A 14,375-nucleotide genomic window follows, 5' to 3' on the forward strand; every position below is an offset into this window, starting at 1 on the left:
ACGGTTTCTGCTCTATTTTTTTTCAAACCCAACATTGCACCGCCAAAACGCGAATTAGTTCACATATAAAAAACAAGGAGATGTATCATGGGTATTTTTACACGATTCAGAGACATTGTATCCGCCAACATCAACGCCATGCTGGACCGGGCCGAAGACCCGGAGAAACTCATCAAGCTGATGATCAGGGAAATGGAAGACACCCTGGTGGAACTTAAATCCTCCTGTGCCGGCACCATTGCCAGCCAGAAAAAAGTGTCCCGGCTGCTGGAGGAAACCTGTGACAAGGAAGCATTCTGGGATCAAAAAGCGGCGCTGGCCGTATCCAGGGGCAGAGATGACCTGGCCCGGCAGGCCTTACTGGAAAAAAGGCGGTTTTCCCAGCGATGCGAGGCCGTGGAACAGGAGCTGACCGAGCTCAAATCCATTGTGGCACAGTACCAGGATGATATCCAGGAACTGGAGAACAAACTTAAATCCGCCCGGGAAAAACAACGCATGCTGGTACAGCGTCATATCCGGGCCCAGCGCAAGAAAAAGGCCCACCAGGAAATCCGGCGCGTGGACTCAGCCCAGGTCGTACAGCGATTCGATGAAATGGAATCCAATATCGAGCGTATGGAAGCGGAAGCCGACCTGGTAAACTTCGGCAGGAAATCCGACATTGAAGCCGCGTTTGAGGAACTGTCCGCAGATGATGAAATCGAGCAGCAGCTGACGGAATTAAAATCCTCCCAAACCCGGCCCAAAGATGATACAGTCAGCCACTAAGATAAGATCATCAACCCCAAAGGAGACGATGTATGATGAACGGATTGCTGATCATGGCAATGGGTGTGGGAGGCATCATTCTGGTGGTGATCACCATCGGACTGGTGATCATCGCAATCATCCGGGCCGCCCGAACCGGCGGCATTTATAAAAAGGACCGCCAGACCCATGATGACGAGACCCGGATGATCCAGGATATTTACCATGGCCTGTCAAAAATGGAAGCACGGGTGGAAGCATTGGAAACCATCTTGATTGAACGACAAAAAAAGGACTGACGATACGATGAGATATCATTATAAACGAAGACATCACGCATCCGGGTTCGGCCGGGGCAACCAGCCAAACCGGCGATTCCGGGACCGGTTCAATGACATCACCGGAGACCGCCGCATCTACCGCTCCAGAAGAGGAATTCTGTTAGGCGTATGCCGGGGGCTGGCCGAACATTTCAATCTGAGCGTCTTCTGGGTTCGGGTGGCGTTTTTACTGATCTTTGTGTTCACCGGATTCTGGCCCGTCGGGGTGATCTACATCATTGCCGGACTGATTCTGAAACCGGCCCCGGTGGTACCGTTTCAAAACGAAACCGACCAGGAGTTCTACCAGTCTTATACCACCTCCAGGGAATCGGCCCTCCAGCGCCTTAAGCGAAAATTCGACAACATCGACCAGCGCATCCGGCGCATGGAGCACACGGTCACCTCCAGGGATTTTGACCTGTAACCTGATAATGCCGGATGCTTTTTTGTTTCTATGGCAATGGTTGACACTGGATTTCAATTGCCATAGAGTTATGCCGACAGCAGGCAGGGCCGGAAAGCAATGAACCCAAAGTAAAACGGATGCCGGGATGTGAAGGGCAACACAAGTAATTCATTGATCAATGCGGACGAAGGCCTGGTGGTGCTGGACAGGTCCCTGGGAATAATGAGCTTTAATCCGGCGGCCCGGGAAATCATCACCCCTGAACTCAGGTATGGCCAAAAACTGAATTTCAGTTCCTTTATCGCCGGCCCCGATCTGTCGATAATAAAAGATGCGGTTGACGCGACACTCCACCAGGGCAGAACCCGGGTGGATGCAATAGCCGCGCTGAAAACCGCATCCGGCAAATCTATTTTCATCCGTTATGCCGTTCACCCCCTGTATGAAACCAGCCGGATGATCATCGGCCTTATTTTTTCCTTTAAGCAGGTTTCAACACCTCTGGAATCCCATAATACCACAGATGACATCTCCAACAAGGCGTTGATCAAGCATCAGTCTTTGCTGGAAGCATTACCCGAAGGGGTGTTCACCATTAACACAAAATGGCGGATCGCCTCTTTCAACAAAACCGCTGAAGAAATCACCGGCTATTCCAGAAAAGAGGTGCTTGGCCGCTATTGCTGGGAAGTTTTCCGCTCAGATCTGTGTGATATCGGATGTCCGTTGCGAACCGCCATTGAAACCGGCCAATCAGAGATGGACCAGGATATCCGCATTTTAAAAAAAGAGGGAGCCCGACTGACCATACTGGTGAATATCGGTGTTCTCAAGGATGAGCACGGGCGGGTTGCCGGGGCAGTGGAAACTTTCCGGCCATTGACCGGTGAGAGAAATCAGCCTGAAGGAACAAAGCACCCCCATGCTTTTTCACACATCATTGGAAACAGCCGGCCCATTCAACAGCTTTTTGCACTTATGCCGGATCTTGCAGCCAGTGAGGTGAATGTCTTTATTACCGGTGAAAGCGGTACGGGAAAAGAGCTGTTTGCGCGCACTTTGCATGACAATTCCTCCCGGGCAAAACATCCTTTTGTCGCGGTCAACTGTTCTGCCCTTGCCGAAAGTGTTCTGGAATCAGAGCTGTTCGGCCATGAAAAAGGCGCATTTACCGGTGCCACAAGGGCCCGGCCCGGCAGGTTTGAACGGGTGAAAAAAGGGACCCTTTTTCTGGATGAAATCGGTGAACTGAAACCCAGCCTGCAGATCAAACTGCTCCGGGTTCTGGAACAAAGAGAATTCGAGCGGGTCGGCGGCACTGAAACCCTTCCGCTGGAGGCCCGCATTATCAGCGCCACCAACCGGAACCTTACCCGGGCTTTGAAGGACGGCTCTTTCAGGGAAGATTTCTACTACCGGTTAAGAACCGTGCCCCTGGCCATTCCCCCCCTCAGGGAACGCAAAGAAGACATCCCTTTACTGGTGCGGTATTATATCCGGTTTTTTAACACCACATTCAAAAAAACAGTGAAGGGGGTTGACCCGAAAGTAATGGCCCTGTTTTCAGATTATGACTGGCCGGGCAATGTCCGGGAACTGGAAAGAACCATTGAACATGCCTTTGTTTTTGTCAAAGGACCCATTATCCGGCTGGAAAACCTGCCGCGTCTGGAAATGGCCGGCAAACTGACTGCCGCTGAAACACCCCATAACGCAAAGCAGGGTCGGAATACAGAAACCATTTTAAAGGCCCTTGAAAAATCAGATGGCAACCGGCAGAAGGCTGCGGATCTGCTGGGTATCAGCCGCACTTCCCTGTGGCGGAAGATGAAAACCCTGGGCTTGCTGGACTGATGTTTCAAAAATACGTTTCAAATGTTTCAAATGTTTCATTTTTTCACATTAAAATAATTTTCATTATTTTCAGGTAGTTATCTCAAAATATTCTTTTAAGTTTCCCTTCCTTGTTTCAATCACGGCTGGCCCCTAACCGGCCGCACCCCAAATAAATTTATATTTACCTATAATTTCAGATAGTTAGTATTGATGGTCCGCCCTTTGCACTATGGCTGAGCAACCAGGCACTCCGGCAATGGATGCCGTGCTAAAAAAAAGGGAAGCAACCATGTTCACGGGCAGGGCTATTTTATGAAAAGGGCGGATACCCCCCATATGCGGTCTGATAAGACCGGCATCATCGCATTATCTTCAGAATTCAGTGTGATGGGGATCAACCGGCAGGCATGCCGGATGCTGGAAATTGCACCGGCCCCCGGGACTGACTGCCCCCTTGAAAAAATAGTGGACACAAAATCTCTGGCAGCTGCCGGCAGGCTTTTTGCCGATGCCATTGAAAAAAAGGCCCCTGTCAAAGATGCCGTCATCTGCCTGGTCAATGCATCCGGCAGACCGTTTCACTGCCATGTTTCAGCCCTTCCGCTGATGTCAAAACATCAGTCAGCCATCGGCGTCATCCTGAGTTTCAAGGCGATAGACGTCCAAAACCGGGCGGAAACATCTCCCCCTTCTCTGACATATCTGCCGAGACTGGGATACCAGGGGGTGGTGGACAGCCTGCCTGAGGGCGTTTTTTCCATTGACCGGGAATGGCGGGTCAACGGGTTCAACAAAACCGCTGAAACACTGACCGGGCATGCACGGGATGATATCATCGGCAAATACTGCTGGCAGGTGTTTCAGTCCGGGTCCTGTCAACACAACTGCCCTCTGGCTGATATTTTCAAAAACGGGCGGTCATGGGAAAACCAGGAAACGACCATACGGACCCACACCGGATCTGTCCGGAAAATCCGTTTCAATGCCGGTCCCTTGAAAACGGCTGACGGCCGTGTTGTGGGGGCGGTTGAAAGTTTCCGGCTGCTGCCCATGAAAAAAGAAAACAAACGGCCTTCTCTGGATGCATTTACGTTTCAAGGGATGATCGGCAAAAACGCGGCCATGACATCCCTTTTTGCCATGCTCAGGGATGTGGCGGCAAGCCAGGCGGATGTCCTTATAACCGGTGAAAGCGGTACCGGCAAGGAACTGGTGGCCAGGGCCATTCATACCCTTTCCCATCCGGATGCGAAAACCTTTGTGGCGGTCAACTGTTCGGCTCTGCCTGAAACCCTTCTGGAATCAGAGCTGTTCGGTCATGAAAAAGGGGCTTTTACCGGGGCGGATCAAATGAAACAGGGCCGGTTTGAACTGGCAGGAAACGGCACCCTGTTTTTGGATGAAATCGGTGAATTAAAACCCGCTCTCCAGGTCAAGTTGCTCAGGGTTTTGGAGCAGAAGGAATTTGAACGGGTGGGGGGCAGTTCACCCATAACGCTTTTTGCCAGGGTCATTGCGGCCACCAATCAGGATCTGGACAAAGCCATGGCCTGCGGCCGTTTCAGAGAAGATCTCTATTACCGGCTCAGAACCATCCCTTTACGGGTTCCGCCCCTGCGGGAGCGTATTGAAGACATCCCCTTGCTGGTGGACCATTTCATCAACACATTCAACCTTAAATATGACAAAAACGTCCGGCTGGTGGATCCCAAGGTGATGGATTTTTTCAAAACATATCACTGGCCGGGAAATATCAGGGAACTGGAGCGCTGCATGGAACATGCGTTTGTCTTTGTCAGAGGCCCCATCATCTTTCCCCGGTATCTGCCGGAAATGGAAGATTTCACCGGACAAAAACCCCCGGGTCCGGGCAAAAAAATTAATCCTGATCAGGAAAATCTACTGTGGGCTCTGGAAAAAGCGGACGGAAACAGAGCACAGGCGGCCAAACTTTTGACCATAAGCCGCACTTCCCTGTGGCGGAAAATGAAAGGTGCCGGCCTGATATAGGCACAAAAAATTTTATAGCCAACTTTAAAGTACCTAAAACCATTCAAAAGGAGCAGTACCATGTCTGACAACGCCCTTTATATCGACGAAATGATGGATCAGTATCCAGCCAAACCGGAATCCCTGATTGTTATTTTGCAGGAAATTCAAAACAAGTACGGCTTCATCTCCGGTGATGCCATGCGCCTGGCCAGCGAGCATGTGCATGTGCCCCTGACCCAGGCCTATGCCGTGGCCACATTCTACCAGTCTTTCCGCCTGGATCCCGTCGGAGAACATGAGATCAAGGTCTGTTTGGGAACCGCCTGTCATCTCAAAGGGGGCCAGCGCCTGGTGGAGGATCTGGAAAGAAGGCTTCATGTAGAATCCGGGGGCACCACCGAAGACATGCGGTTTACCCTGAATACAGTGAACTGTGTCGGTGCCTGCGCCCTGGCACCGGTGGTGTCTGTTGACAACCAATACCACCCCAATGCCACGGCCAAAAAAATGGAAAAGGTATTGAAGTCATTAACCGATCCGTCACTCGAAGAGATGGAGGGAACAGGAAATGCATGATCACGCCCTTGCAGAACAATCAGATGCTTTGCGTCTCAGATCGCTTGATGATCTGAACCGCTTGAGAAAACAGATTCTGGACAAAAGAGATCCGGACCAGCCGGAAATCGTGGTCTGCCATGGCACCGGCTGCCTGGCCAACGGCAGTGCCGATGTCAGTGCGGCCATCCGGTCCGCCCTTGATACATCCGGTATTGAGGCCAAAGTGGTTCCGGGAATCAAAACCACCGGGTGCCAGGGGTTTTGTTCCCACGGCCCGCTGGTGGTGATCCGTCCCCGGGGCATCTTTTACCAGAAAGTCAAACCAAAAGATGCCAAAGAGATCATTGAAAAAACCATTGTCCAGGGGGATGTGGTCAAACGCCTGCTTTACAAGAATCCCACGGACGGCGAAAAAATCCTCCATGAACAGGATATCCCGTTTTACAAACGCCAGACCCGGGTGGTACTGCATAACATCGGTAAAATCGATCCCACAGATATCAGCGATACCATCGCGTCCGGCGGATATCAGGCCCTGGCCAAAGCCCTGACCACCATGACCCCGGAACAGGTGGTGCAGGAAATCGAAACTTCCGGTCTCAGAGGACGGGGCGGCGCAGGATTTCCCACCGGAAGAAAATGGCGCAGCGCCCTCACTGCCATCGAGAAAAAAGGGCGGCCGGTGTACGTGGTAGTGAACGGCGACGAAGGGGATCCCGGCGCGTTCATGGACCGCACCATCATGGAAGGGGATCCCCATGCCGTGCTGGAAGGATTGATCCTTGGCGCCTATGCCCTTGGTGCGAACCAGGGCTATCTGTATGTCCGGGCCGAATATCCGCTGGCCATCAAACATCTGACCATTGCCATGGAACAGGCCAGGGCCTGCGGGCTGCTCGGGGACAATATCCTGAACTCCGGATTTTCATTTGATGCCCGGATCAACCGAGGGGCGGGCGCGTTTGTCTGCGGTGAATCCACCGCGTTGTTCACCTCCATAGAAGGAAATCCCGGCAACCCCAGACCCAAATATGTCAGGTCTGTGGAAGAAGGCCTGTGGGGACGGCCCACCGTGCTCAACAATGTGGAGACATGGGCCAACATCCCTTTGATTGTGAACAAGGGCGGAGACTGGTATGCCAAAATCGGTGTGCCCCACAGCACCGGTACCAAAGTGTTCTCCCTGGTGGGCAAAGTGAACAATGTCGGCCTGGTGGAGGTGCCCATGGGGGTGCCGCTGTCCACCATTGTGGAAGATATCGGCGGCGGCGTTCCCGGCGGAGCCCCTTTTAAGGCGGTCCAGACCGGCGGCCCCAGCGGCGGGTGCATTCCCTATGAATTAAAAGACACCCCCGTGGATTTTGATTCATTGACAAAGGCGGGTTCCATGATGGGGTCCGGTGCCATGATCGTCATGGATAACAGAGACTGTGTGGTGGATGTGGGGCGGTATTTTCTGCGGTTTCTGGAAGAGGAATCCTGCGGGAAATGCATGCCGTGCCGACTGGGATTATCACGGATGCGGGAAATTCTGGACAATTTTTCAGAAGGCAAAGGGTCTGAAAAAGACATCGAGGATCTGTTGAGCCTGTCCAAAGCCATCCAGGACAGCGCGTTGTGCGCCCTTGGTTCCAGCGCCCCCAACCCGGTGCTCACGACCCTCAAATACTTCAAAGATGAATACCTGGCCCATGTCACCCGGCAAAAGTGCCCGGCCGGGGTCTGTAAGAACCTGATCACCTACTCGATTGACCCGGAACTGTGCACGGGGTGCACCAGTTGCGCCAAACAATGTCCTGTCGGCTGTATTGAAGGAGAAAAGAAAAAAACCCATGCCATTGATACCGGTTTATGCATCAGATGCGGTATCTGCATGGATACCTGCAAATTTAACGCTGTTAACGTCATATGATGGAGGCCAGTCCAGTGATTACATTTACGATAAATGATCAGAAAGTAACCGCCAAAAAAGGGTGGACGGTTCTTGAAACAGCCCGGGAATACGGCATCGAGATTCCCACCCTGTGTCATCATCCCGCTGTCAAACCCAGCGGTGCCTGCCGCCTGTGCATGGTGGAACTCAAAGAGAAAAACTGGTCCAAGCTGGTGGCATCCTGTATCTATCCGGTGGCAGAAGGCATCAATGTCTATACCGAAACCCCCCGGGTCCATAATGTGCGGCGGTGGATTTTGGAAATGCTGCTGGCCTCATGTCCGGCCAGCCCGGAAATCAGTGCCCTGGCCCAAGCCCACGGGGTGGTATCCACACGGTTCAAGATCCATGACCCGTCCCAGACCTGCATGATCTGCGGTCTGTGCCAGCGGATCTGTGAAGAAGTGGTGGGCCTGTCCGCCATTGCCGTGGTGGACAGGGGGGTGCACAAGAAAGTGGGCTCTCCGTTTATGCGGCCCACCGATGTGTGTGTGGCCTGCGGCTGCTGTCTCACTGTTTGCCCCACAGGCGCCATGAAGGATATCTTTGATACCGTAAGAGGTGAACCCAAAATGCCGCTGACACAGCTGGCCATGTAAAAAAGGAGGTCCTTATGATGACCGATACAAAAATTGGCGTGTTTCTGTGTAAATGCGGAAACGAGATTGCGCCCCTGATCGATTTGCCCCATCTTTACAGCACCATTCAACCAGAAGTAGATTATTGTGAGATCCTCTCATTTCCATGCCTTCAACCGGGCCTGGAAAAAATCATGTCTGCGGCTGCCGCCAACCGGTTGAACCGCATCATCATTGCCGGCTGCGAAGGCCGCACCATGCTCAAAAAATTTGAAACCGCTCTTGAACCTGTTGATATTTTAAAGGGCCAGATTGATATGGTCAATCTCCACAGCCATGTGGCCACCGTATCAGACAAATCACCCCTGGAAAAAGCCGCAAAAGCCGCAAAACTGATCATTGCCTCCATTGCTGAAATGCGGGTACTCAAGGCAACCGAACAAAAGCGGGCCAGAATTGACGGCCCGGTGGTGGTGGTGGGCAACGGCATTTCCTCTTTTCCGGCTGTACGGAAAATCACCCAGGCCGGCATCAAATGTATTTTGTCGGTTCCTGAAACAGATCCGGACAAAATCATCCGGAACCTGCACCTTTCCTACCCGGGGGAACGCCCCCATTACGATCGTTTGAAAACCCTGATCTCAGACACCCTGGACAGCAAAGATCTGACGGTTTTTGAACACAGCCGGCTCACTGAACTTGTCGGTGTTACAGGAAACTATACATTGACCTTCACCCTTCAGAACGGACAGGAAGAAACCATAAAAGCAGGTGCGGTCATCGCAGCACTGGACGCTGAATTGTCACCGCCGGGTCCCGAGTTCGGCTATGACGGCCGCGCCGTTCTCATTCAATCTGAAATGGAGGAACAGATTACCCAGAACGGCACCCCAAAAGGACAGGTGGTCTTCTGGATCAGTGACTATGAATACGGCATGCCTGAACATGCAATGCTTTCAGCAAAAAACGCATGGTCAATGGCCATGCATATGAAAGCATGCTCTCCTGAAACCAATGTCATGATTTTTCACAACGAAAAAATGGCCATTCCTTTGACCGGAGCGGAAAGAGCGGTCAACCGGAAAGCGGGAATTGCCTGGATACCTTATGACAATGCGGTCCGCCCCTCTGTCCAGGACGGCTATGTGACCTTCTGCAACCTCAAAGATCATGTGGAACACGAGCTTGCCTGGGATTTTCTGGTGCTCTCCCCCAAAAGAGGGATCAACGGTGAAGCAAAGACCACGGCCCGGATACTGGGACTGATTCACAAAGAAACGCCTTTTTTGACCGGGCATCACGCCAAGGTCAGACCGGAAATGATCGGCCGGGAGGAAACCTATCTGGCCGGCAGTGCCCGATACCCGTGCGACCTGCAGGAAGCATTGAACCAGGGCAGAAAAGCAGGCACCAGAAACGTGGAGATGATTGAAAAATCACACGCCCATCAACTGCTGGTGCCCCGCATTGTCTGTGTGGTGGATACTGACAAATGTGTGGCCTGCGGCCAGTGCCAGGAATTGTGCGACTGCGGCGGCATCGGTATCGAGAAGTCAACCGGGGGCCTGCCCAGGATCGTTGACCCCATGCTGTGCACCGGCGGCGGCACCTGCGCCGCAGCCTGTCCCTATGGTGCGCTGGTGCTCCAGAATAACAGTACCGACCAGAAAGAAGCCAGAATCGGCGCTCTTTCCAGACAGATGGAACCTGATGAAGTGGTGGCCATGGCCTGTGTCTGGGGCGGACTGCCTGCTGCAGACAATGCCCACCGCAGAAAAATGTCCTATGACCCGCGCACCCATATACTGGGTATCCCCTGTGTGGGCCAGATCGATCCGGCTGTCATGGCCAAAGCATTTCTGGAAGGTGCGCCCGGCTTGCTGCTCATCGGCTGCCTGCCTGAAGAGTGTCACCATTCCTATGGCATCGACCATGCCTGGAACCGGGTGAATCTGATAAAAAAGCTGTTTGAATTGTGCGGGTTTGACCGCCGCAGGATCGCCATTGCCCATGCAGATATGAACAAACCCGAAGAGTTTGTCAAAACAGTGGATTCCTTCAATGCCCTGATTGCAGCCCTGGGACCGATCCCGAAAACCCAGGCCAATCTGGACAACCTTGCCTCCATCTATCAGCTGTGCAAGTACAACACAAGGATACGTACCCTGCTGTCGGTGGCGTTACGACGGCCCTGGGAAAAAACCTATCGCGGAGACCAGAGGCATGCCCTGGAATTTGACCGGGACTTCACCGCTGCCATTGAAGAAGAGTTTGATTTTGCTGAAAGCGCCTTAAATGAGCCGGCCTTTTACCGGTATGCCTGACCGCCTTGTCTAACTTCAAATCAACGTTACACACCCGCCCTGCCCTGATCCAGACATAAAAAGTTTTATTGCTGTGCCTGAATCAGGGCAGGATCACCCCCATACCCCGACCAGGGTCAGTCCGTCTTTGACCAGCATCAGGGCCAGCAGACACAATGCCAGGCCCAGCCCCCGCATGATAAGTACATAGGCCCGCCCTTTGATCACTGTCCTGGACCGGCCCACCGCCAGGGCCACAACCACCTTGGATCCCACCAGAAGCAGATAAAAACCCGCGATAAACGCCATAGCCGCTGCCAGGCTCACGGCCATGGCCCGATGCACCAGCGGCGCGCCCACTGAAATCCAGAACAGATAGGGGTGGGGGCTCAGCACATTCACCAGCACCCCTTTGACCAGGGCATTGCGGCCGGACACCTCCGGTTCGATCACCAGGGCCCGGGTTTTCAACCCATGAACCCCCATGCGGAACACCACTGCGCCCCCCATAAGGGAAATGGCCCCGAGTACCGCCTCGAAATCGGCCATGGTGGACAACAGCCCCACCGACACCACCACAATGGGCAGATCACTGATCAACGGCGCCAGGGCCACCCGGATCCCTGCCCCCACATGATACCGCAGGGTCTCCGATACCACCAGCGTCAGCAACGGCCCCGGTGCCAGCCCGGCCGACAGGCCCAGCACCAGGCCCATGAACAGAAAATGGATCATTTGCTTTTCTTTGTATCAGCAACATTTGTTGCTGTAAAGATTTTTAACCACCCCATGACTGTAAAAGCAATGATTCCCATTTTCAGGTTGACATTTGTTTCTAATGGGCATAGGAAAAAATTTTGCCAACACAGACAAAGAGGTTATATAAAAACTTGTAATGAACGCACAGCCCCCATCCTGGCTCACCGGTCCGGTTCACCGCATTGTCGTTAAAGTGGGCTCCGGGGTCTTGACCCGGAAAAACAGCCTGAACATCGATATCATCGCCAGCCTGTCCGATCAGATCTGCCGGCTTTATGACCGGGGCATTCAGGTGATTTTGGTCTCTTCCGGTGCCATGGCCGCCGGTGTCACTAAACTGGGGTTGTCCAAACGCCCCTCCGACATTCCCAAACGTCAGGCAGTCTCAGCCATCGGCCAGGCGGATCTCATCCGGGAATGGGAAAAAGCCGTGGAAAAATGCGGCAGAAAAGTGGCGCAACTTTTGCTCACCAGAGGAGATCTGTGTGACCGGGTGCGGTACCTGAATGCCAGAAACACCATCAACACGCTGCTGAACTGGCAGGTACTGCCCATTATCAATGAAAACGACACGGTGGCGGTAAAATCGTTGCAGTTCGGGGACAATGATAATCTGGGTGCCATGATCACGATGCTCATGGATGCAGACCTGATGATCAACCTCACCGACATCGGCGGGCTGTTCGACAAAGACCCCCGGATTCATGAAGATGCCCAGCTCATCCGGGTGGTGGACAACCCGGGGCAGCAGGTGGAAGACATGGCCGGCACCATTGCCGGCCCTTTAGGTACCGGCGGGATGAAAACCAAAATCACGGCCGCCAGAAAACTGACCACTGCCGGCATTCCCAAAATCATTGCCTGCGGGTTCACTCCCGATATTCTGCTGTCCATTTTTGAAAACACGTATGACGGCACCTATTTTGTTCCCAAAGCGGAACGACTCAACTCCAAAAAGAAATGGATCGGCCTTACCCTGCAGGCCAAGGGCCGGATCACCATTGATGCCGGAGCCAAAGATGCCGTGGTCCGGCAGCATAAAAGTCTGCTGCCTTCCGGCATTGTCCGGGTGGATGACTATTTTGACGTGGGAGATCCCGTGGAATTCATGGATGAAAGCAAACATCTGCTGGGAATGGGCCTGGTGAACTACAATGCCACAGATGTCCTGAAAATCATGGGATGCCAGACCGGCCAGATCAAGGACCGCCTCGGATACCGGCCCTATGATGAAGTCATTCACCGGGACAATCTGGTGATCATCAGTGATCCGGCCTGACAGCTTTATGTCCCGCTTAACCCCATTGAACAAAACAAGGAGTGATCATGTCCATAGAAACACAGATCATTGAAATTGCTGCCGCTGCCAAGGCTGCTTCCGGTATTATGGCTGCCGTTCCCAGAAAACAAAAGGATACCGCCCTGATGATCATGGCTGACCTGCTGGAAACCCGGGCAGAACAGATCAAATCGGAAAATCAGAAAGATGTGGCCGCAGCCCGGGAAAACGGGTTGTCTTCCGCCATGATCGACCGGCTTACGATCACCGATAAAACCATTGTCGCCATGGCGGAGGGTTTAAAATTTGTGGCCGGGCTGGATGATCCGGTGGGCACGTTGTCTGATTCCAGCATCCGCCCCAACGGGCTTGAAATTGCCAGAATGCGTATCCCTTTGGGGGTCATCGGCATCATTTACGAATCCCGGCCCAACGTGACCGTGGATGCGGCCGGCCTGTGTCTGAAGGCGGGCAATGCCGTGATTCTGCGGGGCGGTTCCGAAGCCCTGTATTCCAACCTGGCCCTGGCACAGGTCATTGCCCAGGGGCTGGCGGATGCCGGGCTGCCCGATGCCGCGGCCCAGGTGATTCCGGTGCGGGACCGGGAAGCGGTCAACATTCTGTTAAAGCAGGAAGCGCTGGTGGACCTGATCATCCCCCGGGGAGGGGAAGGCCTGATCCGGCATGTGGTGGCCCATTCCTCCATTCCGGTACTCAAACACTACAAAGGGGTGTGCCACGGGTATGTGGATGATACAGCCGACCTGGACATGGCCGTGGAAATCAGTGTCAATGCCAAGGCCCAGCGGCCCGGGGTGTGCAATGCCATGGAAACGTTACTGGTGCATGAAAAGATCGCTGATGATTTTCTGCCAAAGCTGCACCGCGCCATGACTCAGGCCGGTGTCACCCTAAAAGGCTGTGAGGCCTGCTGCCGGATGCTGGAAAATATTCAGCCGGCCACAGACGAGGACTGGGCGGCTGAATATCTGGATCTGATTCTGGCGGTCCGGGTGGTGCCGGACATGGATGGGGCCATGGGCCACATTGCCGCATACGGCTCCAATCACACCGAAGCCATCATCACCACCGACTATGACAGGGCCCGGCGGTTCGTGCGGGAGGTGGACGCGTCTCTGGTGATCGTCAACGCTTCCACCCGGTTCAACGACGGAGGAGAACTGGGGCTGGGGGCTGAAATCGGCATTTCCACCTCCAAACTCCACGCGTATGGCCCCATGGGCATCCGGGAACTGACCACCACCAAGTTCGTGGCCTGGGGCGCAGGTCAGATCCGGACCTGATCTTCTGTTATGGGCTCAGGTTCTGCCGGGAAAGAACGATCTCTGTTTTTTCCCGGCAGATTGTTTCTGACCGTCAATCCTGGTACTTGAAGGACAGACGGATATTGGTGCGGAACAGGGCGGGTTTGCCTTCCTCGATTTTGATGTCCAGTTTCTTCACCTCAGCGATGCGCAGATCCCGCAGGGATCCGGAAGCTTTGGCAATGGCCTTGTTGGCCGCGTCTTCCCAGGATGTGGTGCTGGCACCCACCAGATCGATGATTTTGTAGACACTGTCGCTCATGATTACCTCCTTTGCTTAAACATTTTAAAAAAAGGGCTTCGCAAGAGCTCAGAGTGAACAGCAGATTAAAA

13 protein-coding genes are annotated in these 14,375 nt (G+C 53.5%); 11 read left to right on the plus strand and 2 right to left on the minus strand.

The window, feature by feature from the left end; translation table 11 throughout:
* The first annotated feature begins 87 nt into the window (after positions 1–87).
* From DPO_RS00100 to DPO_RS00140, 9 genes are all read left to right on the plus strand, one after another.
* Positions 88–771 carry a PspA/IM30 family protein gene (locus tag DPO_RS00100; protein ID WP_006963445.1) on the plus strand — a complete coding sequence of 228 codons (684 nt, stop codon included), beginning with the start codon at positions 88–90 and terminating at the stop codon, positions 769–771.
* 32 nt (positions 772–803) lie between these two features.
* Positions 804–1,049, plus strand: a complete 246-nt coding sequence (locus tag DPO_RS00105) for a hypothetical protein (protein WP_006963446.1) — start codon at positions 804–806, stop codon at positions 1,047–1,049.
* A gap of 7 nt (positions 1,050–1,056) precedes the next feature.
* Positions 1,057–1,497, plus strand: coding sequence for an envelope stress response membrane protein PspC (gene pspC, locus DPO_RS00110; protein WP_006963447.1), 441 nt, complete (start codon positions 1,057–1,059; stop codon positions 1,495–1,497).
* 129 nt (positions 1,498–1,626) lie between these two features.
* Positions 1,627–3,333 (plus strand): sigma 54-interacting transcriptional regulator, encoded by a 1,707-nt coding sequence (locus tag DPO_RS00115; protein ID WP_006963448.1) that lies wholly within the window; start codon positions 1,627–1,629, stop codon positions 3,331–3,333.
* 318 nt (positions 3,334–3,651) lie between these two features.
* Positions 3,652–5,325 (plus strand): sigma 54-interacting transcriptional regulator, encoded by a 1,674-nt coding sequence (locus DPO_RS00120; protein ID WP_160166873.1) that lies wholly within the window; start codon positions 3,652–3,654, stop codon positions 5,323–5,325.
* A 60-nt stretch (positions 5,326–5,385) separates the two neighbouring features.
* Positions 5,386–5,883 (plus strand): NADH-quinone oxidoreductase subunit NuoE family protein, encoded by a 498-nt coding sequence (locus DPO_RS00125; RefSeq protein WP_006963450.1) that lies wholly within the window; start codon positions 5,386–5,388, stop codon positions 5,881–5,883.
* Positions 5,876–7,777 (plus strand): NADH-quinone oxidoreductase subunit NuoF, encoded by a 1,902-nt coding sequence (locus DPO_RS00130; RefSeq protein WP_006963451.1) that lies wholly within the window; start codon positions 5,876–5,878, stop codon positions 7,775–7,777. The genes DPO_RS00125 and DPO_RS00130 overlap by 8 nt, the downstream gene beginning before the upstream one ends.
* A 14-nt stretch (positions 7,778–7,791) precedes the next feature.
* A complete protein-coding gene (locus DPO_RS00135) occupies positions 7,792–8,397 on the plus strand; it encodes a 2Fe-2S iron-sulfur cluster-binding protein (protein ID WP_024333874.1) in 606 nt (201 codons plus the stop codon).
* Positions 8,398–8,411: 14 nt separating this feature from the next.
* Positions 8,412–10,700: a hydrogenase iron-sulfur subunit gene (locus tag DPO_RS00140; RefSeq protein ID WP_006963453.1), complete on the plus strand. Its 2,289-nt coding sequence runs from the start codon at positions 8,412–8,414 to the stop codon at positions 10,698–10,700.
* A gap of 93 nt (positions 10,701–10,793) precedes the next feature.
* On the opposite strand, the gene DPO_RS00145 is transcribed toward DPO_RS00140, so the two are convergent.
* Positions 10,794–11,414, minus strand: coding sequence for a LysE family translocator (locus tag DPO_RS00145; protein WP_006963454.1), 621 nt, complete (start codon positions 11,412–11,414; stop codon positions 10,794–10,796).
* 160 nt (positions 11,415–11,574) lie between these two features.
* Between DPO_RS00145 and proB the strand changes: the two genes are divergently transcribed.
* Positions 11,575–12,717 (plus strand): glutamate 5-kinase, encoded by a 1,143-nt coding sequence (gene proB, locus DPO_RS00150; protein ID WP_006963455.1) that lies wholly within the window; start codon positions 11,575–11,577, stop codon positions 12,715–12,717.
* Positions 12,718–12,764: 47 nt separating this feature from the next.
* Positions 12,765–14,021, plus strand: a complete 1,257-nt coding sequence (locus tag DPO_RS00155; RefSeq protein ID WP_006963456.1) for a glutamate-5-semialdehyde dehydrogenase — start codon at positions 12,765–12,767, stop codon at positions 14,019–14,021.
* A gap of 73 nt (positions 14,022–14,094) precedes the next feature.
* On the opposite strand, the gene DPO_RS00160 is transcribed toward DPO_RS00155, so the two are convergent.
* Complete coding sequence (locus DPO_RS00160; RefSeq protein WP_006963457.1) at positions 14,095–14,304, minus strand: dodecin family protein; 210 nt, start codon at positions 14,302–14,304, stop codon at positions 14,095–14,097.
* Positions 14,305–14,375 lie beyond the last annotated feature (71 nt).

It is taken from the genome of Desulfotignum phosphitoxidans DSM 13687 (genome assembly GCF_000350545.1).
Lineage (GTDB): Bacteria > Desulfobacterota > Desulfobacteria > Desulfobacterales > Desulfobacteraceae > Desulfotignum > Desulfotignum phosphitoxidans.

Bases quoted from the DNA above. Each gene is read 5' to 3' on its own strand.
- DPO_RS00130 (WP_006963451.1), top strand. From the start codon at position 5,876: ATGCATGATCACGCCCTTGCAGAACAATCAGATGCTTTGCGTCTCAGA.
- DPO_RS00140 (WP_006963453.1), top strand. From the start codon at position 8,412: ATGATGACCGATACAAAAATTGGCGTGTTTCTGTGTAAATGCGGAAAC.
- DPO_RS00155 (WP_006963456.1), top strand. From the start codon at position 12,765: ATGTCCATAGAAACACAGATCATTGAAATTGCTGCCGCTGCCAAGGCT.
- DPO_RS00160 (WP_006963457.1), bottom strand. From the start codon at position 14,304: ATGAGCGACAGTGTCTACAAAATCATCGATCTGGTGGGTGCCAGCACC.
- DPO_RS00120 (WP_160166873.1), top strand. From the start codon at position 3,652: ATGCGGTCTGATAAGACCGGCATCATCGCATTATCTTCAGAATTCAGT.
- pspC (WP_006963447.1), top strand. From the start codon at position 1,057: ATGAGATATCATTATAAACGAAGACATCACGCATCCGGGTTCGGCCGG.
- proB (WP_006963455.1), top strand. From the start codon at position 11,575: ATGAACGCACAGCCCCCATCCTGGCTCACCGGTCCGGTTCACCGCATT.
- DPO_RS00125 (WP_006963450.1), top strand. From the start codon at position 5,386: ATGTCTGACAACGCCCTTTATATCGACGAAATGATGGATCAGTATCCA.
- DPO_RS00105 (WP_006963446.1), top strand. From the start codon at position 804: ATGATGAACGGATTGCTGATCATGGCAATGGGTGTGGGAGGCATCATT.
- DPO_RS00145 (WP_006963454.1), bottom strand. From the start codon at position 11,414: ATGATCCATTTTCTGTTCATGGGCCTGGTGCTGGGCCTGTCGGCCGGG.
- DPO_RS00100 (WP_006963445.1), top strand. From the start codon at position 88: ATGGGTATTTTTACACGATTCAGAGACATTGTATCCGCCAACATCAAC.